This is a genomic window from Lentisalinibacter orientalis (genome assembly GCF_040706535.1).
GTDB classification, from domain to species: Bacteria; Pseudomonadota; Gammaproteobacteria; order Steroidobacterales; family Woeseiaceae; genus Lentisalinibacter; species Lentisalinibacter orientalis.
In genome coordinates this window covers 1,559,651-1,585,730 of the sequence record NZ_JAPDRJ010000001.1, presented here as the reverse complement: position 1 = coordinate 1,585,730, position 26,080 = coordinate 1,559,651, and the positions used below count along the sequence as shown (strand labels likewise).

The 26,080-nt window shown below is 69.3% G+C and carries 21 protein-coding genes; 8 read left to right on the top strand and 13 right to left on the bottom strand.

Features of this window, described 5'->3' with window-relative positions; all coding sequences use genetic code 11:
- Positions 1-16 precede the first annotated feature (16 nt).
- From ACJMK0_RS06980 to tkt, 8 genes are all read right to left on the bottom strand, one after another.
- Positions 17-1,210, bottom strand: coding sequence for a patatin-like phospholipase family protein (locus ACJMK0_RS06980; RefSeq protein WP_405236815.1), 1,194 nt, complete (start codon positions 1,208-1,210; stop codon positions 17-19).
- A gap of 51 nt (positions 1,211-1,261) precedes the next feature.
- Positions 1,262-2,437, bottom strand: a complete 1,176-nt coding sequence (locus tag ACJMK0_RS06975; protein WP_405236814.1) for a vWA domain-containing protein — start codon at positions 2,435-2,437, stop codon at positions 1,262-1,264.
- Between the two features lie 3 nt (positions 2,438-2,440).
- Positions 2,441-3,292, bottom strand: coding sequence for an AAA family ATPase (locus ACJMK0_RS06970; protein WP_405232141.1), 852 nt, complete (start codon positions 3,290-3,292; stop codon positions 2,441-2,443).
- A gap of 74 nt (positions 3,293-3,366) precedes the next feature.
- Complete coding sequence (locus ACJMK0_RS06965) at positions 3,367-5,766, bottom strand: penicillin acylase family protein (RefSeq protein WP_405236812.1); 2,400 nt, start codon at positions 5,764-5,766, stop codon at positions 3,367-3,369.
- Between the two features lie 12 nt (positions 5,767-5,778).
- A complete protein-coding gene (gene pyk / locus ACJMK0_RS06960) occupies positions 5,779-7,212 on the bottom strand; it encodes a pyruvate kinase (RefSeq protein WP_405236810.1) in 1,434 nt (477 codons plus the stop codon).
- A gap of 134 nt (positions 7,213-7,346) precedes the next feature.
- The gene (locus tag ACJMK0_RS06955) at positions 7,347-8,525 is read right to left on the bottom strand and encodes a phosphoglycerate kinase (protein ID WP_405236808.1); all 1,179 of its coding nucleotides are present in this window, start codon (positions 8,523-8,525) and stop codon (positions 7,347-7,349) included.
- 81 nt (positions 8,526-8,606) lie between these two features.
- On the bottom strand, positions 8,607-9,620 hold the full coding sequence (gap, locus tag ACJMK0_RS06950) for a type I glyceraldehyde-3-phosphate dehydrogenase (RefSeq protein ID WP_405236806.1): 1,014 nt from the start codon (positions 9,618-9,620) through the stop codon (positions 8,607-8,609).
- 65 nt (positions 9,621-9,685) lie between these two features.
- Complete coding sequence (gene tkt / locus ACJMK0_RS06945) at positions 9,686-11,716, bottom strand: transketolase (protein WP_405236804.1); 2,031 nt, start codon at positions 11,714-11,716, stop codon at positions 9,686-9,688.
- 196 nt (positions 11,717-11,912) lie between these two features.
- Between tkt and metK the strand changes: the two genes are divergently transcribed.
- The 4 genes from metK to ACJMK0_RS06925 all read left to right on the top strand — a co-directional run bounded on the left by metK (position 11,913) and on the right by ACJMK0_RS06925 (position 16,289).
- On the top strand, positions 11,913-13,073 hold the full coding sequence (gene metK, locus ACJMK0_RS06940) for a methionine adenosyltransferase (protein ID WP_405236802.1): 1,161 nt from the start codon (positions 11,913-11,915) through the stop codon (positions 13,071-13,073).
- 87 nt (positions 13,074-13,160) lie between these two features.
- Positions 13,161-14,474, top strand: a complete 1,314-nt coding sequence (gene ahcY, locus ACJMK0_RS06935; protein WP_405236800.1) for an adenosylhomocysteinase — start codon at positions 13,161-13,163, stop codon at positions 14,472-14,474.
- Between the two features lie 112 nt (positions 14,475-14,586).
- The gene (locus ACJMK0_RS06930) at positions 14,587-15,363 is read left to right on the top strand and encodes a metallophosphoesterase (protein ID WP_405236798.1); all 777 of its coding nucleotides are present in this window, start codon (positions 14,587-14,589) and stop codon (positions 15,361-15,363) included.
- Positions 15,360-16,289, top strand: a complete 930-nt coding sequence (locus tag ACJMK0_RS06925; RefSeq protein ID WP_405236796.1) for a TraB/GumN family protein — start codon at positions 15,360-15,362, stop codon at positions 16,287-16,289. The genes ACJMK0_RS06930 and ACJMK0_RS06925 overlap by 4 nt, the downstream gene beginning before the upstream one ends.
- Before the next feature lie 28 nt (positions 16,290-16,317).
- Here the strand turns inward: ACJMK0_RS06925 and ACJMK0_RS06920 are convergent, their stop codons facing one another.
- Positions 16,318-16,482: a rubredoxin gene (locus ACJMK0_RS06920; protein WP_405236794.1), complete on the bottom strand. Its 165-nt coding sequence runs from the start codon at positions 16,480-16,482 to the stop codon at positions 16,318-16,320.
- 148 nt (positions 16,483-16,630) lie between these two features.
- Here ACJMK0_RS06920 and hemL point away from each other — a divergent pair, with 148 nt between their 5' ends.
- Complete coding sequence (gene hemL / locus ACJMK0_RS06915) at positions 16,631-17,905, top strand: glutamate-1-semialdehyde 2,1-aminomutase (RefSeq protein WP_405236792.1); 1,275 nt, start codon at positions 16,631-16,633, stop codon at positions 17,903-17,905.
- A gap of 3 nt (positions 17,906-17,908) precedes the next feature.
- Here hemL and ACJMK0_RS06910 read toward each other — a convergent pair whose 3' ends face one another.
- Genes ACJMK0_RS06910 through ACJMK0_RS06900 form a run of 3 tightly spaced genes read right to left on the bottom strand, consistent with a single transcriptional unit; the run spans position 17,909 to position 20,456 of the window.
- Entirely contained in the window at positions 17,909-18,508 is a 600-nt protein-coding gene (locus tag ACJMK0_RS06910; protein WP_405236790.1) for an LON peptidase substrate-binding domain-containing protein, read from the bottom strand.
- A gap of 59 nt (positions 18,509-18,567) precedes the next feature.
- Positions 18,568-19,929, bottom strand: coding sequence for a UDP-N-acetylmuramate:L-alanyl-gamma-D-glutamyl-meso-diaminopimelate ligase (gene mpl / locus ACJMK0_RS06905; RefSeq protein ID WP_405236789.1), 1,362 nt, complete (start codon positions 19,927-19,929; stop codon positions 18,568-18,570).
- Between the two features lie 26 nt (positions 19,930-19,955).
- A complete protein-coding gene (locus ACJMK0_RS06900; RefSeq protein WP_405236787.1) occupies positions 19,956-20,456 on the bottom strand; it encodes a hypothetical protein in 501 nt (166 codons plus the stop codon).
- A gap of 68 nt (positions 20,457-20,524) precedes the next feature.
- Between ACJMK0_RS06900 and rnd the strand changes: the two genes are divergently transcribed.
- On the top strand, positions 20,525-21,640 hold the full coding sequence (gene rnd / locus ACJMK0_RS06895; RefSeq protein ID WP_405236785.1) for a ribonuclease D: 1,116 nt from the start codon (positions 20,525-20,527) through the stop codon (positions 21,638-21,640).
- On the opposite strand, the gene ACJMK0_RS06890 is transcribed toward rnd, so the two are convergent.
- Entirely contained in the window at positions 21,607-22,251 is a 645-nt protein-coding gene (locus tag ACJMK0_RS06890) for an adenylate kinase (RefSeq protein WP_405236783.1), read from the bottom strand. The genes rnd and ACJMK0_RS06890 overlap by 34 nt on opposite strands.
- A 223-nt stretch (positions 22,252-22,474) precedes the next feature.
- Here ACJMK0_RS06890 and ACJMK0_RS06885 point away from each other — a divergent pair, with 223 nt between their 5' ends.
- A complete protein-coding gene (locus ACJMK0_RS06885) occupies positions 22,475-23,749 on the top strand; it encodes a 6-phosphofructokinase (RefSeq protein WP_405236781.1) in 1,275 nt (424 codons plus the stop codon).
- Positions 23,750-24,017: 268 nt separating this feature from the next.
- Entirely contained in the window at positions 24,018-26,039 is a 2,022-nt protein-coding gene (locus ACJMK0_RS06880) for a sodium-translocating pyrophosphatase (protein WP_405236779.1), read from the top strand.
- The last annotated feature ends 41 nt before the right edge of the window (positions 26,040-26,080 follow it).

Below are 26,080 nucleotides of genomic sequence, written 5' to 3'. Positions count from 1 at the left end.
GCCCTGCCGGGCGCGCTCAGACGGCCAGGTCCCGGCGCATCCAGGAGGGCGCGAAGAGCCGCGGCACGTCCGCGCCGCGCACGAAGGCCTCGAGTTCGTCGCGGATCTTCATCGCATCCCGGTAACCCAGGTCGATCAGCGCGCGGGTGAACTCCGACTCGAACAGCAGGTAGCTCAAGAGCCGCCGCTCGCCCTTGTCGGGACCGCCGAGCCCGCGCATCAGCGCCCGTAGCGGCACCGGCGCCGCCTTGCGGCAACTGGCCGCGATCTCCCGGATCTCCTCGCTGGGGATCACGATCATCGTGTCGATGGGGCGCATCTTCGCCGCGGGGCCGGTGCGCTCGTCCTCCGGAATGGAATCGATCAGGTCGTTGATGCGGGACAGCCGCTCCAGGTCCGAGTACAGGCCGTCCAGGAACAGCGTGTCGAGCATGTAGCCGGCGATGTGGCCGAAGCTCGGGTAGATCGGTGGCGTGTGCGGGTCGCCGGCCGGCTCCGGCGTCTCGTCCCGGATGCCGATCACCAGGATGCGGTCGGCGCCGAGATGGACCGCCGGCGACAGCGGCGTGGAATGGCGCATCGCGCCGTCGCCGTAGTACTCGCCGCGGATGCAGGCCGGCGGGAAGACCAGCGGCACGGCGATGCTGGCCATCAGGTGGTCCAGATTGATGGTACAGCGCACGCCGATGCGTCGGGTGCGCTGCCAGGCACGGGTCCCCGGCGAAGCCTGGAAGAAGGTCACCGAGCGGGCCGACTGGTAGCCGGCTGCGGTGATGGCCAGCGCCTGGACGTGCCCGCGGTCGATCGCGGTCTGGATGCGCGGGAAGCGGATATTGCGCGAGAGCAGCGAGCGCAGCGGATCGTTGTCCAGCAGCGAGCGTGGATTGTGCTCGCCGAGGCCGCCGAGCACGATCGCCGCCAGCCAGTGCAGGCTGGACTTCAGCATGGTCAGCGCATCGGTGCGGAAGACCTGCTCCGAGCGGAAACCGGCCCAGACCGCCTCCATCGCGTCCACCGCCGAGCGGAAGCGCCGGGCTCGGCTCGCGAGCACAGCCGAATTGATGGCGCCGGCGGAGGTGCCGCTCAGTATGGGGAACGGATTGGGGACGTCACCGGGCAGGATCTCGGCGATGGCCTTCAGCACGCCCACCTGGAACGCGCCGCGGGCACCGCCGCCGGGGAGTACCAGACCGATTTTGCTGCCGCTCACCCTTCACCTCGCCCGGCCTGCAGCCGGTGTCGTTCAGTGCGTCCGGTGCGCTCAGTGCAGACGCTTGATGCCCTGGTCGAGCCCGGCGACGGTCAACGGATACATGCGGTCGTCCATCAGCTCGCGGGTCAGCTTCACCGACGGCGTGTAGTCCCACCGGGGCCGGGGCTCCGGGTTCAGCCAGATCGCCTTCGGGAAGGCCTTCAGCAGCCGCTCGATCCACACCGCGCCCGGCTCCTCGTTCCAGTGCTCGACGCTGCCGCCGGCGTAGACGATCTCGTACGGGCTCATGGTGGCATCGCCGACGAACACCAGCTTGTAGTCGTGGCCGTACTTGTGAATGATCTCCATCGTCGGGATACGCTCCGCGTGCCGGCGCCGGTTGTCCTTCCACAGGCTCTCGTAGACGAAGTTGTGGAAGTAGAAGTACTCCAGGTGCTTGAACTCGCTGCGGGCGGCCGAGAACATCTCCTCGCAGACACGCACGTGGTCGTCCATGGAGCCGCCCACGTCGAGGCACAGCAGCACCTTCACCGCGTTGTGGCGCTCCGGCACCATGCGGATATCCAGCAGCCCCGCGTTGCGGGCGGTCTTGTCGATGGTGTCGTCGAGGTCCAGCTGGTCGGCCGCGCCCTCGCGGGCGAACTTGCGGAGTTTCCTCAGAGCCAGCTTGATGTTGCGCGTGCCGAGCTCCACGGAGTCGTCCAGGTTCTGGTACTCGCGGCGGTCCCAGACCTTCGTCGCCTTGCGGTTGCCGCCGCCCTTCTGGCCGATGCGCACGCCTTCCGGGTTGTAGCCGTAGGCGCCGAAGGGCGAGGTGCCCGCGGTGCCGATCCACTTGTTGCCGCCCTCGTGGCGCTCGGTCTGTTCCCGCAGACGCTCCTCCAGCGCGCGCATCAGCTCCTCGAAACCGCCCATCGACTCGATCTTCGCCTTGTCCTCCTCCGAGAGCTGGAGCTCCGCCATGCGCTCCAGCCAGTCGTCGGGCACGTCGGCGATCAGGTCGGAGAAGGCGTCCTCGATGCCCTTGAAGTGGGCGCCGAAGATGCGGTCGAAGCGATCGAACTGGGTCTCGTCCTTCACGAGACAGGCGCGGGAGAGGTAGTAGAAGTTATCGACGCTGCGCTCGGCCAGCCCGTTCTTCAGCGCCTCGAGCAGGGTCAGCAGCTCGGTGATGGAGGTCTTCAGCCCCCCTTCGCGCAGCATGAAGAAAAACTGGATCAGCACGGCTCAGCGCGCCCTCCTCGACATGAACACCAGCTGCTCGAACAGGTGCACGTCCTGCTCGTTCTTCAGCAGCGCGCCGTGCAGCGGCGGTATCGCCTTGCGGTTGTCGTCGCTCCTGAGCGCCTCGGGCGGGATGTCTTCGGCCAGCAGCAGCTTGATCCAGTCGAGCAGCTCGGAGGTGGAGGGCTTCTTCTTCAGCCCCGGCACGTCGCGCACCTGGTAGAAGCTCTCCAGCGCCTCGCGCAGCAGCTCCTTCTTCAGCCCCGGGAAATGGACGTCGACGATCTCGGTCATCGTCTCCTTGTCCGGGAACTTGATGTAGTGGAAGAAGCAGCGGCGCAGGAACGCATCCGGCAGTTCCTTCTCGTTGTTCGAGGTGATGATCATGATGGGGCGGTGCCTCGCCTGCACGAGTTCCTTGGTCTCGTAGACGAAGAACTCCATGCGGTCGAGCTCCTGCAGCAGATCGTTCGGGAACTCGATGTCGGCCTTGTCGATCTCGTCGATCAGCAGCACCGGCTGCTCGTCGCAGGTGAAGGCCTCCCACAGCTTGCCGCGCACGATGTAGTTGGCGATGTCGTGCACCTTCGGGTCGCCCAGCTGGGAGTCGCGCAGCCGCGCCACCGCGTCGTACTCGTAGAGCCCCTGCTGGGCCTTCGTCGTCGACTTGATGTGCCATTCGAGCAGCGGCTTGCCCAGCGCCCGGGCCACCTCCTGCGCCAGCATCGTCTTGCCCGTGCCCGGCTCGCCCTTCACGAGGATGGGCCGCTGCAGGGTCACCCCCGCGTTCACCGCCATCATCAGGTCTTCGGTCGCGACGTAGCGGTCGGTACCCGTAAATCTGCTTTCCGTCATGTCCAGTCCTGTACCCGTGCGTTGCGCACTGAGCCATTCAGTATCCGGGTACAGCCCCGCGCTGACAACCCGGCTCAGCCGCCCGCCGGCGGCACCAGTTCGAGGCGATGCGCGGGCGCGCCCGGCAGGAACGGGCTCGGGCGGCCGTCGGCCCAGTCCCCGTGCCCGGCGTCGTACCAGGGCGAGAGCGGATGGCCGCTCTGGCCCGTCGGCATGTGGAAATAGCCCTGCTCCTCCGCCCCCGGGGAGACGGCGAAACGCTCGGAGGCGCCGAAACGCGCCGACTGGGCCCGGGGCAGGTTGGCGTCGCCCGGCAGCGGCTCGTACGGCATGTCCAGCCAGCGCGCCAGCGCCGGCACGGCGCGGGACAGGGGGTGCTGGATGCGCACCGTGTTGCGCTCGCCCCAGGTGCGCTCCGCCAGTGGCGAGTCGTAGTTTTCCCCGTACCAGTCGAGCGAGGCGTCCACGGCGTCCAGCAGCAGCTCGCGCCAGTTGCCGTAGTCCGGGTTCAGGAGATGTGGCGGGCGCTCGGTGACCAGGCGCCAGGCGGTGCCCTCGAATTGCCGGCTGAGCGCCAGGCGGCGGTCCTCCGGCAGCGCCGGGGTCAGCTCCGCGGTGAGGCCGGCCATGACCCGCTCCAGCACACGGCTGCGGAAGCTGCGCACCAGCCGATAGCCCACGGAGTCCACGCTGGCCCGGGGGATCCAGTCCTCCGCCAGCGCCCGGTATCGGCCGCGGGCAGGATTCGCCTCGACGGCGTGGCTGTCGAGGAGATCGAGCAACAGCCGGCGCCAGCGGGCGAGGAAGACGGCCCGGTCGTCCAGCTGGATGGCCAGCATGTCCTCGGGCCGCGCTTCGTCGATCAGGGCGAGCGCGTCGCGGATCTGCCCCGCCCGGGCGCCCAGGTCGTAATCGCCGGGGCCGATCATGCGGAAGGCCTCGCCGTCGATGACGCGGGCGTTGGCCGTCCAGATGCGACCGGAGGACGGATCGACGAGGCGCGGGTACTCCTCCGGCCCCAGCCAGCCGTCCCAGCCCGTGCCCGGCCGGCTCCAGTCCGCCGGCCGGCGCGAATCGAAAGCGCCGCTGCGCCGCGGGATGCGGCCCGCGATGGTCCAGGCGATGCGCCCGTCGGCGTCGGCCACCGTGAAGTTCTGCGGCGGTATGCCCGCGGCCGCCGCCAGCGGCAGCGCCTCGGTCACGCTGCGCGCTCCCTCCAGCCGCATGAGGCCGAGGTTCACCGCCCCGGGGCGGTGAGCGGTCCAGGCGACGGCGAATTCACCGTCCTCCGGCGTGATGCCGGGCACCACCGGGCCCCAGACGGTCTCGCGCACGACGAGCTCCACGGGCTCGCCGCCGGCGACCTCGATGGTCTCGGTGACGTGCCGGTACTCGCGCTCGCCGTCCGGCGTCCGGTAGGTGCCGGGTCGGGACCCGGGACGCAGCGCCACCAGGTCCGTCCAGTCGCCGTAGCTGTTGGTGAAGCCCCAGGCGATGCGGCCGTTGGAGCCCGCGACGAGGGCCGGTGTGCCGGGCAGGGTTACGCCGCACAGTCGCACGCCGTCCGCCTCGTGCACGAGACAGGCACGGTAGAACGTATTGGGCACGGCCAGGCCCAGGTGCATGTCGTTGGCCACGAGGCCGCGGCCGTCCGCGGTCAGCGGGCCGGCGATGGCCCAGTTGTTGCTGCCCGGGATCACGGGCGGCTCCGGCTCGGCTGCGGGGGCCGGCGCCACCCGGCCGGTGACGGTGCGCAGGTCGTAGCGGCTCTCGGCGGGCAGCGGCGGCACCGGCGCGGGCCCGCCGGCCAGCGGCGCGTCCCACTCCGTGCCGAGCGGATAGAGCAGATCGTACAGCGCGCGCGGCACACGGCGATGGACGAAGCCGCGCTCCATATCGCGCCGGCCGGTCTCGTCGTTCAGCTGCAGGAACATGGCGTAGAGGACGAGCACCGTGTCCTCGGGCCGCCAGGGCACGGGCTCCTGGCCGAGCAGGAGATACTCGAACGGCCGCGCGCCGAGGCTCCCGAGCCCCGCGTTCACACCCGCCGTGTAGGCGCGGATGATCGCCTGCTCCGCGGCGCTCGACGCGGCCACCACGGCCTCGGCCCGGCTGCGGAAGCGGTGCAGGCGCAGGCCGCGGTCCATCTCCAGCGCGGCCTCGCCGAACAGAGCGGCCAGCTCGCCGGCGGCGCCCCGCCGCGCGAGATCCATCTGGAAGTAGCGGTCCTGGCCGTGCACGAAGCCGGTCGCGAACGCGAGATCGGTGCGGTTGCCGGCACCGAGCGTCGGCACGCCCCGGGCATCCCGCTCGATGGCGACGGGCGCCGCCAGGCCGGCCTGCTCCAGGCGGCCGTCGACGGGGGGCAGGCTCGCCCGCAGGAGCAGCCAGGCCGCGGCGAGCGCGCCGAGCGCGGTCAGCCCCAGCGCCACCGCGCCGCGCACGAGCCAGCGCCGTCCCCGCCCCGCCGTCATGGTCTCTGCCGTTCAGTCACCGCGCACGACGCGCAGGATTTTCATCGCGTTGGTGCCGCCCTGCACGCCGGTCATGTCGCCCTTGGTGAAGATCACGAGGTCGCCCTCCTCCACCAGGCCGCGGCCGAGCATCAGGTCGAAAACCTCGCGATAGACGCTCTGCGCATCCGTGTGGGTGATATCGAAAGACACCGGATAAACGCCCCGGTAGAGCACCACCCGCCGCCGCGTCCGCTCGTGGCGCGTGAAGGCGTAGATGGGGATGTCCGAGCGCACCCGCGACATCCAGCGGGCCGTCGATCCGGACTCGGTCAGCGCGATGATCGCCTTCACCGCGAGATGGTTGGCGGTGTACATCACGGCCATGGCGATGGCCTCGTCGACGTAGCGGAAGGTATCGTCGATACGCTCCCGGCGCCGGGAGCCGGCGGTGCCGTACTTCTCCGCGCCCACGCAGACCTCGGCCATGGCGCGGACGGCCTCCACCGGATACTGGCCCACCGCGCTCTCGGCGGAGAGCATGACCGCGTCGGTGCCGTCGATCACGGCGTTCGCCACGTCCGACACCTCGGCCCGGGTGGGCATGGCGCTGGAGATCATCGACTCCATCATCTGCGTGGCGGTGATGGCGATCCGGTTGTACTGGCGGGTCCTCGTGATGATGCGCTTCTGCAGGCCGGTGAGTTCGGCGAATCCCATCTCCACGCCGAGATCCCCGCGGGCCACCATGACGACGTCGGACGCCGCGATGATCGAATCGATCTCCTCGACCGCCTCGGCACGCTCGATCTTGGCCACCATCAGGCCCTCGCCCCCGGCCTCGCGGAACAGCCGGCGGGCTTCCTCGATATCGGCGGCGGTGCGAACGAAGGAGACGGCCAGGTAATCGAAGTCCAGCTCCGCCGCCAGCCGGATGTCCTCCCGGTCCTTGTCCGTCAGCGCCGGGGCGGAGAGCCCGCCGCCGCGCAGGTTGATGCCCTTGTGGTCGGACAGGACGCCGCCGATGACCACCCGGGTGTGCACCCGGTTGCCCTCGATGCCGGTGACCTCCAGCTCGATCTGGCCGTCGCTCAGCAGCAGCATGTCGCCGGGTTCGACGTCGGCGGCCAGGCCCTCGTAGGCGATGCCCACGCCGGCATCGGTGCCCGCGTCGGCGTCCAGATCCGGATCGAGGAAGAAGCTCGCCCCGCGCGCCAGCTGCTCGCTGCCGTTCTGGAAGCGGCGAATACGGATCTTCGGCCCCTGCAGGTCGCCGAGCAGGGCGACATAGCGCCCCTCCTCCGCAGCCACCCGCCGCAGGCTGTCCGCGCGTTCGCGCATCTCGTCCCCGCTGCCATGGGAGAAATTCAGGCGGGCCACGTCCAGGCCGGCGCGGATGATCTCCGCCATGACTTCCGGCTTTTCGGTGGCCGGCCCGAGGGTCGCAACGATTTTCGTTCTTCTCAAGTGCCTGCCCTCCTGTCGGCAGCGCGGGATTATCGCACAGCCTCGCGCAGCACCTCCGGCGCATCGCGGGCACGCTGCCGGACGGCCGGATGCACGGGAGCGCGAGCGCTCACGGTCCCGGCTCCGGGGCGCCGTCAGGCTTGCGCGGCGCGCTCCTCGAGCATGGCCACGGCGGGCAGCGTCTTGCCTTCGAGGAACTCCAGGAAGGCGCCGCCGCCGGTCGAGATGTAGGAGATGCCGTGGGCGACACCGTACTTCTCGATCGCCGCCAGCGTATCGCCGCCGCCGGCGACGGAGAACGCATCGCTGTCCGCGATGGCCTGGGCGAGTATGCGGGTGCCCTCGCCGAACTGGTCGAACTCGAACACGCCCACCGGCCCGTTCCAGACCACCGTGCCCGCCTCCGCGATGATCGCGGCGAAGCGCTCCGCGGTATCCGGGCCGATGTCCATGATCATCTCGTCCTCGGTCACGGCCTCCACCGGCTTCACGTCCGCCTCGGCCGCGGCGTCGAACTCCCGGGCAACGACCACGTCGCTCGGCACCGGTATGTCCGCCCGGTCGGTCTCGTCGGCGGCCAGGCGCTTCGCCACGGCGAGCATGTCGGCCTCGTGCAGGGACTTGCCCACGTCGTGGCCGGCGGCCGCGATAAAGGTATTCGCTATGCCGCCGCCGACGATGAGGTGGTCCACCTTGTGCACCAGCGACTCCAGCACCGACAGCTTCGTCGACACCTTGGAACCGCCGACGATGGCCACCACCGGCGTCTGCGGATGCTCCATCGCCTGGGTCAGCGCCTCCAGCTCGCGTGCCAGCAGCGGACCGGCGCAGGCCACCGGCGCGAACTTCGCCACGCCGTAGGTGCTGGCCTGGGCGCGGTGGGCGGTGCCGAAGGCATCCATCACGAACACGTCGCACAGCGCCGCCATGCGCCGCGACAGGGATTCCTCACAGCCCTTCTCGCCCTGCTCGAAGCGCACGTTCTCCGCCAGCACCACCTCGCCCGGCGCGACGTCCACACCGTTCAGCCAGTCGGTGACCAGCTTCACCTCGCCGCCCAGCAGCTCGCCGAGCCGCCGGGCCACCGGCGCCAGCGAGAACTCGGGCTGCACGGCGCCTTCCTTCGGCCGGCCGAGATGGGACATCACGATGACCGCGGCACCCGCGTCCCGTGCCAGCCGGATGCCTTCCAGCGCGGCCCGGATGCGGGTATCGGAGGTGATGCGGCCGTCGTCGAGCGGCACATTGAGATCTTCGCGGATCAGAACCCGCTTTCCCTGCAGATCCAGATCCGTCATCTTGAGGATAGTCATTACCTGCTCCCCGGAGGTGGGCCGGCACGGCCCGGCGGCGGCCACCGGCCACCATCCGGCGCCGCGCCGGAGTTGGAAGGGTCAGCCGGCTTTCGCCAGCGCCAGGGCCGTGTCCAGCATGCGGTTGGAGAAGCCCCACTCGTTGTCGTACCAGGCGCAGACCTTCACCAGCGTGCCCTGCATGACCTTGGTCAGCGTCGAGTCGTAGGTGGAGGATGCCGGGTCGTGGTTGAAGTCGACGGACACCAGCGGGCCGTCGCTGTAGGCCAGGACACCCTTCAGCGGACCCTCGCTGGCCTCCTTCAGGATCTTGTCGATCTCCTCCTTGCTCGTCTCCCGGGAGGCGACGAAGGTCAGGTCGACCATGGACACGTTGATGGTGGGCACGCGCACGGCGAATCCGTCCAGCTTGCCCTGCAGCTCGGGCAGCACCAGACCCACGGCGGCAGCCGCCCCGGTCTTGGTCGGGATCATCGACATGGTCGCCGAGCGTGCCCGGCGCAGATCCTTGTGGAAGACGTCGGTGAGCACCTGGTCGTTCGTGTAGGCATGGATCGTGGTCATGATGCCGTGCTCCACGCCGATGGCGTCGTGCAGCGGTTTCACCAGCGGCGCCAGGCAGTTGGTGGTGCAGGAGGCATTCGAGACCACGGTGTCCGAAGCGGACAGTGTGTCGTGGTTCACGCCGTAGACGATCGTCGCATCGGCATCACCACCTGACGGCGCCGAGATCAGCACCTTGCTCGCCCCCGCCTTTATGTGGGCAGACGCCTTCTCCTTGGTGCGGAACAGGCCGGTGCACTCCAGCACGATGTCCGCGCCGAGTTCGCCCCAGGGCAGCTTCGCCGGATCCCGCTCGGCCATCACCCGGATGCGGTCGCCGTTGACCACGATCGCATCGTCCTCCACCTCGACCGTGCCCGGGAACTTGCCGTGGGCCGTGTCGTAGCGGGTCAGATAGGCGTTGGTCTCGGCGTCGCCGAGATCGTTGATGCCCACGATCTCGAGTTCCGCGCGCCGGTTACTCTCGTAGAGCGAGCGCAGGACCATGCGTCCGATCCGTCCGTAGCCGTTGATGCCAAGCTTGATAGTCATCGATTCCTCCTGGTGCGGCGCGCGAAGGCGCGCCTGCTCTGCATGACCGTTCCGTCAGACGGCCCTCAGGCGCCGAGCCTGCGGGCCACCGTTACTACATTGTCTACCGAGAAGCCGAACTTCTCGAATAATTCTCCCGCCGGGGCGGATTCGCCGAACCGGTCGAGGCCGATCACGGCGCCGTCGGGTCCGACGTAGCGCCACCAGCCGGCGGTGGCTCCCGCCTCGATGGCCAGCCGGCGGGTGACGGACGGCGGCAGCACCGCCTCGCGGTACGCGCGATCCTGACGGTCGAAGACTTCGCAGCACGGCATGGAGACCACCCGGACGGCGAGACCGTCGCCGGCCAGGTGTTCGGCCGCGGCCGTGGCGAGATGCACCTCGGAGCCCGTCGCGATCAGGATGAGCTCCGGGTCCCCTTCCGCCTCGCGCAGCACGTAGCCGCCCCGCGCGATGGCCTCGATGCCTTCGTCGTCACGCTGCTGATGCGGCAGCCCCTGGCGAGTAAGCACCAGGGCCGTGGGCCCGTCGCGGCGCTCCAGGGCCGAGCGCCACGCCACCGCCGTCTCGACGGTATCGCAGGGCCGCCAGACCCGCAGGTTCGGCATCAGCCGCAGGCTCGCGGTGTGCTCGATCGGCTGGTGGGTGGGGCCGTCCTCGCCGAGACCGATGGAGTCGTGGGTATAGACGAGGATATTCGGCACCTCCATCAGCGCCGCCATGCGCACCGCGTTGCGGGCGTAGTCGGAGAACACCAGGAAGGTGCCGCAGTAGGGCCGCAGACCGCCGTGCAGGGCGATGCCGTTGCAGATGGCGGTCATCGCGAACTCGCGGACCCCGAAATAGACGTAGTTGCCCGAGGCATCCCCGGCATTCACGGCCTTCGAGCCGTCGTGCCAGGTGTTGTTCGAGCCGGTGAGATCGGCCGAGCCGCCCACCAGCTCCGGCAACCGCGGCGCGAATGCGTTCAGCGCGATCTGCGAGGCCTTGCGGGTCGCCACGTCGGCGCCGGCGGCGGCGATCTCCCGGATCGCGCCCTCGGCGGCCTCTGCCCACCCCGCCGGCAGCTCACCCGCCATGGCCCGGCGGTATTCCTCGGCCAGCCCGGGATGGGCCTCGTCGTACGCCTCGAGCAGGCGGTCCCACTCCGCTTCGGCCGCGGCGCCCCGCTCGCGGGCATCCCAGGCCGCGCGGACCGGCTCGGGCACCTCGAACGGCGGGTAATGCCAGCCCAGCTCCTCGCGGGCGGCGGCGATCTCGTCCTCGCCCAGCGGCGCGCCGTGGGTGTCTGCGCTGCCCTGCTTGTTGGGCGCGCCGTAACCGATGACGGTGCGGCAGCAGATCAGCGTGGGGCGAGCCGTCTCCGCCCTGGCGGCCTCCAGCGCGGCGGCCACGGCGTCGGGGGCGTGGCCGTCCACGTCGGGGACGACGTGCCAGCCGTAGGCGGCGAAACGGCCCGGCGTGTCGTCGGTGAACCAGGAGTCCACCTCGCCATCGATGGAGATGCCGTTCTCGTCGTACAGGCACACCAGTTTGCCGAGGCCCAGCGTGCCCGCGAGCGAGCAGGCCTCGTGGGAGATGCCCTCCATCAGGCAGCCGTCGCCCAGGAAGACGTAGGTATGGTGATCCACGATCGGGAAATCGGGCCGGTTGTAGCGGGCCGCGAGCATCTTCTCGGCCAGCGCCATGCCCACGGCATTGGCGAGGCCCTGTCCCAGCGGCCCGGTAGTGGTCTCGATGCCGAGATCCGGCTCGCGCTCGGGGTGGCCGGCCGTGCGGTAGCCCAGCTGGCGGAAATTCCTGAGCTCGTCCAGGCCCAGCTCGTACCCGGTGAGGTGCAGTAACGAGTACAGCAGCATCGAGCCGTGCCCGTTCGAGAGCACGAAGCGATCCCGGTTGTCCCAGCGCGGGTTCGAGGGATTATGTCGCAGGAAATCGTTCCACAGCACCTCGGCGATGTCCGCCATGCCCATCGGCATGCCGGGGTGGCCGGACTTCGCCGCCTGCACGGCGTCCATGGACAGCGCACGCAGCGCGTTGGCCCGTTCCCGCCGCGGCGGACGACCGGCGCGCGTGTCTTCTGCGGTGCTCGACATCGGAATTCCCCAAACGATGAGGCGCGCATTTTCGCTTTTTGGTAGGGTGCCGGCAAGCGCGGTCCGGGCCGGTCCGCGCGGGCCCTGTCTCGCTTCTGCGCAGCAATATGTCCAAAGAACGGGGCAAGCCCGAAATAAATTCTTGTATCATTGACGGTTACGTTGACAGTTACGTCTCAATTGCGGAAAGAAGCTCATGAGCAATGCCTTCCTGTTCACCTCCGAGTCGGTCTCCGAGGGCCACCCGGACAAGGTCGCCGACCAGATCTCCGACGCGGTACTGGACGCCATCCTGGCCGACGACAAGAACGCCCGCGTGGCCTGCGAGACGCTGGTGAAGACCGGCATGGTCATGGTCGCCGGCGAGATCACCACCACGGCCTGGGTGGACATCGAGGCCCTGGTGCGCGAAGTGGTCACCGGCATCGGCTACACCAGCTCGGACATGGGCTTCGACGGCGACTCCTGCGCCGTGCTTAACGCCATCGGCAAGCAGTCGCCCGACATCGCCCAGGGCGTGGACCGGGAGGACCGGCGCAGTCAGGGCGCCGGCGACCAGGGGCTGATGTTCGGCTACGCCACCAACGAGACGGACGTGCTCATGCCGGCGCCCATCACCTTCTCCCACCGCCTGGTGAAGCGTCAGGCCGAGGTGCGCAAGTGCGGCGACCTGACCTGGCTGCGCCCGGACGCCAAGAGCCAGGTGACCTTCCGCTACGAGGATCACAAGCCGGTCGCCATCGACGCGGTGGTGCTCTCCACCCAGCACGCCCCGGACATCTCCCAGGCCGAGCTGCGCGAAGCGGTCATGGAGGAGATCATCAAGCCGGTGCTGCCGGCCGAATGGCTCGATAAGGACACCGTCTATCACATCAACCCCACCGGCAGCTTCGTGATCGGCGGCCCCATGGGCGACTGCGGCCTGACCGGGCGCAAGATCATCGTCGACACCTACGGCGGCAGCGCCCGTCACGGCGGCGGCGCCTTCTCCGGCAAGGACCCCTCCAAGGTGGACCGCTCGGCGGCCTACGCGTGCCGCTACGTGGCCAAGAACATCGTCGCGGCCGGCCTCGCGGAGCGCTGCGAGATCCAGGTCTCCTACGCCATCGGCGTGGCCGAGCCCACCTCCATCTCCGTGCGCACCTTCGGCACGGGCAAGGTGCCCGAGGACCGGCTCACCGCGCTGGTGCGCGAGCACTTCGACCTCACGCCCTACGGCATCCTGGAAATGCTGGACCTGATCCGGCCGATCTATCGCAAGACCGCGGCCTACGGCCACTTCGGCCGTCTGGACGCCGACTTCACCTGGGAGCGTACGGACGTGGCAGAGACCCTGCGGGGCGCCGTCGCCGCCTGATGGGTCGGCACTGCATTGCCAATGAATCCGCGCCGCATCGCGGGGCGAAAGAACTGAACACCTGGAACATCTGACGGAGAAGACCCAATGAGCAGCAACGCCGCCGAAATGCCGGCACAGGACTACCGCGTAGCCGACATCGGCCTGGCCGAGTGGGGCCGCAAGGAGATCGCGATCGCCGAGACGGAGATGCCCGGCCTGATCGCCGTCCGCGAGGAGTTCGCCGAGCAGCAGCCGCTGGCCGGTGCGCGCATCGCCGGCTGCCTGCACATGACCATCCAGACGGCAGTGCTGATCGAGACGCTGACCGCGCTGGGCGCCGAGGTGCGCTGGTCCTCCTGCAATATCTTCTCCACCCAGGACCACGCGGCGGCGGCCATCGCCGCCACCGGCGTGCCGGTGTTCGCCTGGAAGGGCGAGACCGAGGAGGAATACTGGTGGTGCGTCGACCAGACCATCACCGGCCCCGACGGCTGGAAGCCGAACATGCTGCTGGACGACGGCGGCGACCTGACCCAGGTGGTGCACGAGAAGCACCCGGAACTGATGAAGGAGATCCGCGGGCTCTCCGAGGAGACCACCACCGGCGTCAAGCGGCTCTACGAGATGCAGCGCGACGGCACGCTGGGCTGCCCCGCCATCAACGTCAACGACTCGGTCACCAAGTCCAAGTTCGACAATCTCTACGGCTGCCGGGAGTCCCTGGTGGACTCCATCAAGCGGGCCACCGACGTCATGGTCGCCGGCAAGATCGCCGTGGTCTGCGGCTACGGCGACGTGGGCAAGGGCAGCGCGCAGAGCCTGCGCGCCCTGGGCTGCACCGTCTGGATCACCGAGATCGACCCCATCTGCGCGCTGCAGGCGGCCATGGAAGGCTACCGGGTCGTCACGCTGGAAGAGGCGGTGGACAAGGCGGACATCTTCGTGACCGCCACCGGCAACTACCACATCATCAGCGGCGAACACATGGAGCGGATGAAGAACCAGGCCATCGTCTGCAACATCGGCCACTTCGACAACGAGATCGACGTGGCCTACCTGCGCAAGCTCGAGTGGGAGAACATCAAGCCACAGGTGGATCACGTCATCTTCCCGGACGGCAAGCGCATCATCCTGCTGGCCGAGGGCCGGCTGGTGAATCTCGGCTGCGGCACCGGCCATCCGAGCTTCGTGATGTCCAACTCGTTCACCAACCAGGTGCTCGCCCAGATCGACCTCTGGCAGCATCCGGAGAACTACGAGAAGCGGGTCTACGTGCTGCCGAAACACCTCGACGAGAAGGTCGCCCGGCTGCACCTGAAGAAGATCGGCGCGAACATCACCACCCTGAGCGAGGAGCAGGCACGCTACATCGGCGTGCCCGTCGAGGGTCCCTACAAGCCGGATCATTACCGCTACTGATTGCGCCGGGCGCCGCGGCGGCAGCCGTGGCCGATGCGCGATATGATCGGGGCGGAGCCCGGCCGGGCTCCGCCCTTTTTCGTGCCCGGCCGTCCGAGGGAAGGAGCCTCCGGTGACTGACGAGTCGACGACGATGCGGATACTGCACATCACGGACCCCCATCTCTACGCCGACGCGGACGCCGAGCTGCGCGGCGTGCGCACGGCGGAATCGCTGGCGGCCGTGCTGCGCGATGCCCGTGCCGAGCAGACACCGGACGCGGTGCTGGTGACCGGCGATATCGCGCAGGACGAATCCCGCGGCGCCTACGAGCGCTTCCGCGACCTGCTGGCCGGCTGCGGGGCCCCGGTGTGGTGTCTGGCCGGCAATCACGACGACCCCGCCCTCATGGAGGAGATCCTCTCCGCGACGCCATTCACCTTCGGCGGGGTCGCAGCCGCGGGCGCCTGGCGAGTGCATCTCCTGTCCACCTGGGCGGAGGGCGAGATAGGCGGACGCCTGAGCGCCGAGGCGCTGGCGGCCGTCGAGTCGGACCTCACCGCCCACGGGGACGCTCCCGCGCTGGTCTGCCTGCACCACCATCCGGTGCCGGTGGGCAGCCGCTGGCTGGACGGTATCGGGCTGGCGGAGGCCGAGGGCTTGCTGCAGCTGGCCGACCGCCACACCCAGGTGCGCGGCATCGTCTGGGGCCACGTGCACCAGGAGCTCGACCGCCGCCGCAACCATTACCGCCTGCTGGCGACGCCCTCCACCTGCCGCCAGTTCATGCCGCGCCGGGACGAATTCGCCGTGGACGACCGGCCGCCGGCATGGCGCTGGCTGGAGCTGGGCGCCGACGGCAGCCTCGACACCCGGCTGCGCTGGCTCGAGCGGGGAGCCCGGCCGTGAACCGGTGCCGGCCTGCACGGTCAGCTCGCACGGCGGGCCTCGCCCGGCTCGTCCTGCTGCTGGCCGCTTTCGCCGTCCCCGCCGCGCCGGCGGGAGCCGACGGTCTGCCTCTCTGGCAGATCCGCGACGCCGATACCCGGGTATGGCTGCTCGGTTCCATCCACCTGCTGCGCGAGAGCGACTACCCGTTGCCCGAACCGATCCGGCAGGCCTACCGGCAAGCCGATGCGCTGGTGATGGAGCTGGACATGGACGACCTCGACTCGGCCATGGTGTCCGCCGTCATGTTCGCCCGCGGGACGCCGCCGGAAGGCGAGACGCTGGCCACGCTCATGGGCAGCGAGAAATACGCCCGCGCCCGCGAGGCGGCCGCCGCGGCCGGGATCGACCTGGACCGGCTGCAGGGCGCCGAGCCCTGGTACGCCGCGCTCACACTCACCCAGATGCTGCTCATGCGCCACGGCTACGACCCCCGCCAGGGTCTCGATGTGCACATGGCCACCCTCGCCCGCCGTGACGGCAAGCCGGTGGAGGGGCTGGAGACCTTCGAGGAGCAGATCATCTTGTTCGACACTCTGCCCAGGGGGCTGCAGAGCGACATGCTGCTCGAATCGCTGGCCGAGATCGAGGATCTCGAGGCGGGCATGGGGCGCACGGTCGATGCCTGGCGGCGGGGCGACACCGCCTACCTGGCCGACGAACTGCTGGAGGAACTGCGCCACTATCCGGACCTTTACGAGCGGCTGGTCACCGAGCGGAATCGCCGGTGGGTGCCGCGCCTGGCGGCGCTGCTGGAGCGCGAAGGGGACTACCTGGTCGTGGTGGGGGCGCTGCATCTCGTGGGGCCGGACAGCGTGCTGGCCATGCTCGCCGCCGAAGGCATCCGGTCGGAGCAGCTCGGCGCGGCGCCCGCGGACGGCCCCTGAAGGTTCAGCGAGGCTCGGCGGCGGGCGGTCACACCTCGACCATCTCGAAGTCTTCCTTGCCGGCGCCGCAGTCGGGGCAGCGCCAGGACAGCGGCACGTCCTCCCATCGGGTGTTCGGCGGGATGCCGGATTCCGGATCGCCCTCGGCCTCGTCGTAGAGGTAGCCGCAGATGAGGCACATATAGCTCTTCATGGGAGACGGCTCTTCATGGGAGATTGCTTTTCATGAAAGATTCCGGCGCATTGCAGTTACGGATATCGACGGCAATGATACGGGCCGGCCGGCGGGTTTTGAAGGCGGTTCGGCCTCGGTTAGGATGCGCCCAGCACAGGAGGTAAGCATGAGTCTGTTTTCCGAAGCCAGCAAGTACATCCCCGGCGGCGTGAACTCCCCCGTGCGGGCATTCGCGGCGGTGGGCGGCGAGCCGCTGTTCTTCAAGCGCGCCAGGGGCCCGCGGGTGTGGACCGAGGACGGGCGGGAGCTGATCGACTACGTCGGCTCCTGGGGCCCCATGATCCTGGGCCACGCCCATCCGAAGGTCATCGAGGCCGTGCAGCGCACGGCGGAAGACGGGCTGTCGTTCGGCGCGCCCTGCGTGCTGGAGACCGAGATCGCCCGCAAGATCACCGAACTCGTGCCCTCCATGGAGCTGGTGCGCATGGTGAGCTCCGGCACCGAGGCCACCATGAGCGCCATCCGTCTCGCCCGGGGCTACACCGGGCGAGACCTGATCGTGAAGTTCGAAGGCTGCTATCACGGCCATTCGGACTCGCTGCTGATCAGCGCCGGCTCCGGCGCGCTGACCTTCGGCGTGCCGAGTTCTCCCGGCGTGCCGGCGGGACTGGCCGAGCTCACGCTCACGCTGGAGTTCAACAACAGCGAACAGGTGCGCGAAGCCTTCGCCGAGTACGGCGAGCGCATCGCCTGCGTCATCGTCGAACCGGTGGCCGGCAACATGAACTTCGTGCCGCCGGTGCCGGGCTTCCTGGAGACGCTGCGCGAGACCTGCTCGGACGCCGGCGCCGTGCTCATCTTCGACGAGGTGATGACCGGTTTCCGGGTGGCGAAGGGCGGCGCCCAGTCGGTGTTCGGGATCAAGCCGGATCTCACCACCTTCGGCAAGGTCATCGGCGGCGGCATGCCGGCCGCGGCCTTCGGCGGCAAGCGCGAGATCATGGAGCACATCGCACCGCTCGGCCCCGTGTATCAGGCCGGCACGCTGTCCGGCAATCCGGTGGCCATGGCCGCCGGTCTCGCCACGCTGGAGGGCATCGACCAGGAAGGCTTCTACGAGGACCTCGCGGCGCGGACGCAGCAGCTGGCGGACGGCATGGCCGGCGCGGCGGCCGAAGCCGGAGTCCCGCTGGCCACCGGATCACTGGGCGGCATGTTCGGCTTCGTGTTCACGGCCGACGGGCCGGTGCGCACCTACCGCCAGGTGGCGGACGCCGACGTGGACCGCTTCCGCCGCTTCTTCCACGCCATGCTGGAGCGCGGCGTCTATCTCGCGCCGTCGGCCTTCGAGGCAGGCTTCGTCTCGGCCGCCCACGGCGAGACGGAGATCGCAGCCACGCTGGAGAAGGCGGCCGAGGCCTTCGCGGAGATCGCCGACTGACGCTCAGCCGTCGTCTTCGTCCGCGTCCTGCGCCGAACGCAGTATCACGCGGATGATTTCGAGCCGCTGCAGCGCGTCCTCCGTCTCGAGGCAGAACTGTTTCTGCTCGGGCGTGATCGGCAGGATCTCCGCGTAGCGGTAACCCACCCAGGTGGCGTCGTCGTAGCGGCGCTCCAGCAGCTCGTACAGCCGGCCGAGGTCGTCCAGCACGCCGCGCAGGATATCCACCATGGGCCGGAAGGCGGCCGGCAGGTCGACGCGGGGCTCGGGCGCCAGCCAGGAGACCCGCGCGAGATTCAGCCCGTCCGGGGCCTGGCGCACCGACTCCACGCGGAATCGCTCGCTGCCCTGGGCGGTGATGCCCAGCAGCCCGTCGCTGCCCTGGTACCAGTCGACGATCTTCGCCAGCGTGCCGGTGCCGTAGGTGCTGGCCGTGCCCGTCTCCGTCCCTGCGCGGATGAGGACGACGCCGAAGCCCGCGTCCTCGCGCAGACAGCGGCTGATCATATCCAGATAGCGGGTCTCGAAGATGCGCAGGGGCAGCGGGCCCTCGGGGTAGAGGACCGTACGCAGGGGGAACAGCGGGATTTCGGTTTCGCTCATGCTCACCTGCCATTCGCTGTCAGGCGGCCGGCAGATGCGCCGGTCGCGCCGGCCGGACTTCAGCCCCGCGCGCTCAGTGCGGCAACCACCCGCTCACGCAATCCGCCGAAGCCGCCGTTGCTCATCAGCACGAGGATATCGCCGGCGGCCACCTCGCGCAGCACTCCCTCGGCCATCTCGCCGTAATCCCCGGCGAGCGTGGCACGGTCGCCCAGGGATGCGAGCGCCGCGGCCAGATCCCACTCGAGACCGTCGGGCGCGAAGACGAACACCCGGTCGGCGCCGGCGAGCGAGCCGGCCAGCGTCTCGCGGTGCACGCCCAGGCGCATCGTGTTCGAACGCGGTTCCAGGGCCACCACGATGCGGGCCTCGGGCTCGCGCCGGCGCAGGCCCGCCAGCGTCCTGGCGATGGCGGTGGGGTGATGGGCGAAGTCGTCGTACACCCGGATACCACCGCCCTCGGCCGCCAGTTCCAGGCGCCGGCGCACGCCGCGGAAGCGGGCCACCGCGGCCAGCGCCGCCGCCGGCTCCACCCCCACCGCCGCGGCGGCGGCGACCGCCGCAGCCGTATTCTCCAGGTTGTGTTCGCCGGCCAGCGGCCAGTCGTCCTGCAAGCGTTCCCCGCCCGGCCCGGCCAGACTGATGCCCTCGCCGTCGGGCCCGAAATCCACCCGCCAGTCCGCCTCGCCGGCGGCCGCAAAGGTCTCCACCGGCGTCCAGCAGCCCATCGCCAGGGTCTCGGCGAGTTCCGCATCGCCCGCCCGTACCACCAGCCGCCCGCCGCCCGGCACGGTGCGGATCAGCTGATGGAACTGCCAGCGGATGGCCGCCATGTCCGCGTAGATATCGGCGTGGTCGTATTCCAGGTTGTTCAGCACCGCCACCCGTGGCCGGTAGTGCACGAACTTGGCGCGCTTGTCGAAGAAGGCGGTGTCGTACTCGTCGGCCTCCACCACGAACAGGTCGGAGCCGCCGAGGCGCGCGGAGGCGCCGAAGTCGAGCGGGACGCCGCCGATCAGGAAGCCGGGCTCGAGTCCGCTGGCCTCCAGTATCCACGCCAGCAGGCTGGAGGTGGTGGTCTTGCCGTGAGTGCCGGCCACCGCCAGCACGCGCCGCCCGGCCAGCACGTGCTCGGCCAGCCAGTCCGGTCCCGACGTGTAGGGCAGCCCCTGCTCCAGCACCGCCTCCACCAGCGGGTTGCCCCGGCTCATCACGTTGCCGATCACCACCATGTCCGGCGCCGGCTCGAGCTGGCCGGGATCCCAGCCTTCGGTCACCTCGATGCCGAGCCGCGCGAGCTCCTCGCTCATCGGCGGATAGACCTCCCGGTCGCAGCCCGTGACCCGGTGGCCGGCCGCCTTCGCCAGACCGGCGATACCGCCCATGAAGGTGCCGCAGATGCCGATGATGTGGATGTGCATGGTCGGACGGAGCGCCGGGTGCAGGCTCAGGCCGCCGGGAATTGCTGGTACAGCACGAGCTGGCCCGAGAACACCGCCAGTGCCAGCAGCGTGCCGCCGATCAGCGGCACCTCCAGCGCCCGCGCCATGATGTGGCCGTCCACCAGGATCGACCAGGCGATCAGGGCCAGCAGCACCATCACGCCGCCCTGCCCCTCCGCGTCGAGCGCACCGGTGGCGAGCAGCGGCAGCTCGGCGACGCTGATCAGCGCCGAGGCGCCGAACAGCGCGGCGAAGGTCTGGGGGATGCGGCCCTCATGGCCGCGCAGGCGCAGGGCGATGGTGTAGGTGCCGAGCGACAGGCCGAGGCTCAGCGCGAAGAAGACGGGAGACCAGGGCTGCCAGCCGCCGGACAGTGCCAGGCCGGTGAAACTCGCGAACAGCATGGCGGCGAACAGCAGGACGGCCAGGAAGAGCGAGCGCGGCAGTGCGTCCGGCCCCAGCCGCAACAGCACGATACCCGTCAGTGTACGGAGCAGTATCAGCACGCTGCGGCAGTGTATCCTCCCATGCAGCGCATAGTCTCACGATAACACCGGAGGGCAAAGACCCGCCCATGAGCGACATCCTCTTCATCGATACGCAGGCTTCCCTGCTCAGATTCCTGGAAACCTGCGAGACCGACGAGAGGCTCGCGGCGGATACGGAGTTCCTCCGGGAGCGTACCTATCACGCCCGGCTGTGTCTGGTGCAGCTCGCGGGTGGCGGCCATATCGCCTGCATCGATCCGCTGGCCGGGCTGGACCTCGAACCGTTATGGCAGTGCTTCGACCGCACCGAGCTGACCCTGCACGCCGCGCGCCAGGACCTGGAGGTGCTGCTCGGCACGGCCGGCCGTCTGCCGGGCCGTATCTTCGACACCCAGGTGGCAGCCGCCCTGTGCGGCTACCCGGCGCAGATCGGCTATGCCGCCCTGGTCCGTGAACTGCTCGGCATCGACCTCGGCAAGCATCACACGAGGACGGACTGGTCCCGCCGGCCGCTGAGCGCCGAGCAGCTCGAATACGCCGCCGACGACGTGCGCTACCTGGAGGAGATGCGCGCCATCCTCAGCACCCGCCTGGAAGAACTCGGCCGGCTCGACTGGGCTGCCGCCGACAGCAACGAGCTGCTGGACCCGGCGCTCTACGAGCCTGCGCCGGAGTCGGCGTGGCAGCGGCTGAAGGGCCTCGCCCGCATGGACGAGCGCAGCGCGGCGGCGGCCGCCGCCCTCGCCGTGTGGCGGGAGGAAGAGGCCCTGCGGGCCGACCGGCCCCGGCAGTGGATATTGAAGGACGCGCCTCTCATCGCCCTCGCCCAGGGACGGCCGTCCAGCCGCGAGGCGCTGGCGCAGACCGAGGGCGTCCCGGCCGGGCTCGCCCGGCGGGCCGGAGACCAGCTGCTGCGGGTCATCGGCCGCGCCGGTCCGTCGCCGGTGGTGCGGCGGGGTGCGCCGTCGCCGGCGGAGAAGGCGCTGGTGGCGAAGATGGCCGCCGTCGTGAAGGGCAAGGCGGAGGAGCTCGGCATCGAGCCCGAGCTGATCGCCTCACAGAAGGACCTGCGCCGGGCGGCCGCCGGCGGCGACGGGCTCCGGGCGCTGTCCGGCTGGCGCAGGGAATTGGTCGGCGAGGCCCTGGAGACGCTGCTCGAGCGGCGGGCTCAGTCCTCGACCGCCGAGACCAGCCGCTCGTAGACGGCCTCCACGGTGCCGTCGGCGTCCACGGTCTTCAGCAGGCCCCGGTCCCGATAGTAGTCCACCAGCGGCGCCGTCTGCTCCCGATAGACCTGCAGCCGGTTGGCGATGGTCTCTTCGTTATCGTCGTCGCGCTGCAGGAGTTCGCCGCCCGCCTCCAGGCAGGCGTCGAGCTCTTCCCGGGACGAGAAATGGATATTGAGGACCTTGCCGGTGGCCGAGCAGGTGCGCCGTCCGGTCAGCCGTTTCATGAGGATGTCGAAATCCACGTCCATGAGCACCGCGGCATCCAGGGGCTGGCCCAGCTCGGCCAGCAGGTCGTCGAGGGACTCGGCCTGGGACTCGTTGCGGGGGAAGCCGTCCAGGATGAAGCCGTCGGCCACGTCGTCCTCGTTCAGCCGTTCCCGGATCATGCCGAGCACGAGGTCGTCGGAGACGAGCTCGCCGGCGTCCATGGCCGCCTTCGCCTTGCGGCCCAGCTCGCTGCCCGAGGCGACGGCCGCGCGCAGCAGGTCGCCGGTGGATATCTGCGGGATGCCCTTTTCGGCCATCAGCCGCTGGGCCTGGGTCCCCTTCCCCGAGCCGGGGGCGCCGAGCAAAACGATGCGCATGATTGAACTCCCTGCAGCAGACCGGCGGCCTGCGGACAACTTGCGGACAACTTGCGAACAACAGGCCGACGATCACGCCGACTCTGCGTCGACAACTCGCCTGTGAGGCGCGCAACCGTAGCCGCTCCCCGTGACGAGGTCAATTCGGCCCGCCGCATGAAGGCGGGCGGGAAATTGGCTATGCTCCCGGGCCAGTCGTCCATTGAGCCGAGCGAGGGATCCCATGTCAGCAAAGAAGGCAGCCAAGAACGCATTCTATGCCCAGTCCGGCGGCGTGACCGCCGTCATCAACGCGAGCGCCTGCGGCGTCATCGAGACCGCCCGCCAGCACAAGGACCGCATCGGCAAGGTCTATGCCGGGCGCAACGGGATCATCGGCGCGCTGACCGAGGACCTGATCGACACCAACCGGGAGTCGGCCAAGGCGATCGCCCAGCTCAAGCACACCCCCGGCGGGGCGTTCGGCACCGCCCGCTACAAGCTGAAGGGGCTGGACGAGAACAGGCGCGAGTACGAGCGGCTGATCGAGGTCTTCGAGGCCCACGACATCGGCTACTTCTTCTATAACGGCGGCAACGACTCCATGGACACCGCCCACAAGGTATCCCAGATCGGCCACAAGCTCGGCTTCCCCATCACCTGTATCGGCGTGCCGAAGACGGTGGACAACGACCTGCCGGTTACGGACAACTGCCCGGGCTTCGGCTCCGTGGCGAAGTACGTGGCGGTCTCCACCCGGGAGGCGGCCCTGGACGTCGCCTCCATGGCCGAGACCTCCACCAAGGTATTCATCCTGGAGGTCATGGGCCGGCATGCCGGCTGGATCGCCGCGGCCGCCGGGCTGGCGGGCGAGGGCCCCGACGAGCCGCCCCACATCATCCTGTTCCCGGAAGTCCCGTTCGAGAAGAAGAAGTTCCTGGCCCGGGTGAAGCGCTGCGTGAAGGACTACGGCTACTGCGTGATCGTCGTCTCCGAGGGCGCCCGCTACAAGGACGGCCGCTTCCTGGCCGACGCCGGCACGAAGGACGCCTTCGGCCACGTGCAGCTCGGCGGCGTGGCCTCGGAGGTCGCGACGATGGTGCGCGACGGCACCGGCTTCAAGTTCCACTACGCCATCGCCGACTACCTGCAGCGCTCCGCCCGCCACATCGCCTCGGCCACCGATGTGGAGCAGGCCTATGCGGTGGGCCGCGCGGCCGTCGAGATGGCGCTCGCGGGCGAGGATGCGGTGCTGCCGGTGATCAAGCGCACCTCGGACAGCCCCTACCGCTGGAAGATCGAGAAGGCGCCTCTCAGCCGGGTGGCGAACCGGGAGAAGAAGCTGCCGAAGCGCTACATCACGAAGGACGGCTACGGCATCACCGGCGCGGCCCGGCGCTACCTGGCACCGCTGATCAACGGGGAAGACTACCCGCCGTATTCCCGCGGCCTGCCCGTCTACGCCAAACTGCGCAACGTGCCGGTGAAGAAGAAGCTCAAGAAACGATTTGTGGTATGATGCGCGCGCTGTCGCCGCCGGGGACGTGTGGCGGCGACCTCTTGAGCGCCAAGAAACTCCGATAAACCAGCGAGTTACGGAACGAGCACCGGATCAGAAAACCAGCCGTAGCGGTGCGCGAGTCGCCACCGTCTGCGCAGCGGATCCGGGGCCCCGACCGGCCTGGTGCCCGTCGCCTGGGCACGGGCGGGGGCGCTCCAGCTGAAAAATCACGAACAACCGACGGTCCGCCGGGCCGATCGGTGGACATGACCGGGAGGAACATCTCATGTCGTATGAACTCGCGCTGTGGCTATGCATCGGCGCCGGCGTACTCGCCATCCTGTACGGACTGTTCTCGGTCCAGTGGGTCCTGAAGCAGTCCGCCGGCAACGAGCGGATGCAGGAGATCGGGGCGGCCATCCAGGAAGGCGCCGCGGCCTACATGAACCGCCAGTACACGACCATCGGCATCGTCGGCGTGGTACTCGCCATCGTCGTCGGCTTCGCCCTCGACTGGTGGACGGCGCTCGGCTTCGTCATCGGCGCCGTGTTCTCCGCCATGGCCGGCTACATCGGCATGTTCGTCTCCGTGCGCGCCAACGTGCGCACCGCCGAGGCCGCCCGCAAGGGGCTGAACCCGGCGCTGGACGTGGCCTTCCGCGGCGGCGCCATCACCGGTCTGCTGGTGGTCGGCCTGGGCCTGCTCGGCGTCGCCGGCTACTACGGCCTGCTGGGCGCCTTCGGCATCGAGGGCGAGAAGGCCATCAAGGCGCTGGTCGGCCTGGCCTTCGGCGGCTCGCTGATCTCCATCTTCGCCCGACTCGGCGGTGGCATCTTCACCAAGGGCGCCGACGTCGGCGCCGACCTGGTGGGCAAGGTCGAGGCCGGCATTCCCGAGGACGATCCCCGCAACCCGGGCGTGATCGCGGACAACGTCGGCGACAACGTGGGCGACTGCGCCGGCATGGCCGCGGACCTGTTCGAGACCTACGCGGTGACCATCATCGCCACCATGCTCCTCGGCGTGCTGTTCCATGCCGACTGGGGCTGGGCGGCCTGGGTGTATCCGCTGGTCCTCGGCGCGGCCTCCATCGTCGCCTCGATCATCGGCACCTTCTTCGTCAAGGCAGGCGCCAGCGGCTCGATCATGGGTGCGCTGTACAAGGGCATGATCGCGGCCGGCGTACTGGCCGCCGCGGCCTTCTATCCGATCACCACGGTGATGATGGGCGACACCGGCGAGGCAGGCGTGCTGTTCGGCGCTGCGCTCATCGGCCTGGCCCTCACCGCCTTCATGGTCTGGATCACCGAGTACTACACCGGCACCGATCACAAGCCGGTGCAGCTGGTGGCCGAGTCGTCGCTGACCGGTCATGCCACGAACATCATCGCGGGACTGGGCGTCTCCATGAAGGCGACGGCCTGGCCGGTGCTCGCGGTGTGCGCCAGCATCTGGGGTGCCCACGAGCTGGCCGGCCTGTACGGCATCGGCATCGCGGCGACGACCATGCTGTCGATGACCGGCATCGTGGTGGCGCTCGACGCCTTCGGCCCGATCACTGACAACGCGGGCGGCATCGCCGAGATGGCGGAGCTCGAGTCCGAGGTGCGCAACATCACCGACCAGCTCGACGCCGTAGGCAACACGACGAAGGCCGTCACCAAGGGCTACGCCATCGGCTCCGCCGGTCTGGCCGCCCTGGTGCTGTTCGCCGACTACACCCACGCGCTGGAGGCCAACTTCGACCAGCTGTTCGAGTTCGACCTGTCCGATCCCATGGTGATCATCGGCCTGCTGATCGGCGGTCTCGTGCCGTATCTGTTCGCCGCCCTGGCGATGGAGGCCGTGGGCCGCGCCGCCAGCTCTGTGGTGAATGAGGTGCGCCGGCAGTTCAAGGAGATGCCGGGCATCATGGAGGGCACCCAGAAGCCGGATTACTCCCGCGCGGTGGACATGCTGACCAAGGCCGCCATCAAGGAGATGGTGGTGCCCTCGCTGCTGCCGGTACTGGTGCCGATCGTGGTGGGCCTGATCCTCGGCCCGATCGCCCTCGGCGGCATGCTGCTGGGCACGATCATCACCGGTCTGTTCGTGGCCATCTCCATGACCGCGGGCGGCGGTGCCTGGGACAACGCCAAGAAGTACATCGAAGACGGCAACTTCGGCGGCAAGGGTTCCGAGGCGCACAAGGCCGCAGTGACCGGCGACACGGTCGGCGACCCCTACAAGGACACCGCCGGCCCGGCCATCAACCCGCTGATCAAGATCATCAACATCGTAGCGCTGCTGATCGTACCGCTGCTCTGATCGGGATCGGCCTAACGGCCCAGAACCGCCGGGCTCCTCAG